We start from the raw sequence: 230 nt of genomic DNA, 5'->3' as shown, positions 1-230 counted from the left end.
GGTACCACTCACTCACCCCACGTTTTCTGAATGAGCTATATCCGAAGTTCAGCCGTCAGATTCGCCCGCTTGATGGTAACTCTTTGTTGTCAAATTTGAATCTTCAATGGACGGCCAGAACTCTTTTTGACACGGTATCTGTGGATCGAACCCCGGTACGACCCGCTTCATCCTACCGGGGAACGTGGAGGTGGTGTCGTGTTCGATCTTCATCCCCCACGTTTCTGACG

1 protein-coding gene is annotated in these 230 nt (G+C 51.3%); it reads right to left on the bottom strand.

All coding sequences use genetic code 11. The features are described 5' to 3' along the window. Positions 1-48: 48 nt before the first annotated feature. A partial coding sequence (locus C448_RS16570) for a hypothetical protein (RefSeq protein WP_204365483.1) occupies positions 49-230 on the bottom strand: 182 nt, incomplete at its 5' end.

Origin of the sequence: Halococcus morrhuae DSM 1307 (assembly GCF_000336695.1) — an archaeon.
Lineage (GTDB): Archaea > Halobacteriota > Halobacteria > Halobacteriales > Halococcaceae > Halococcus > Halococcus morrhuae.
The sequence above is the reverse complement of the archived record's forward strand: the minus strand, read 5'-3'. Positions and strand labels throughout refer to the sequence as shown.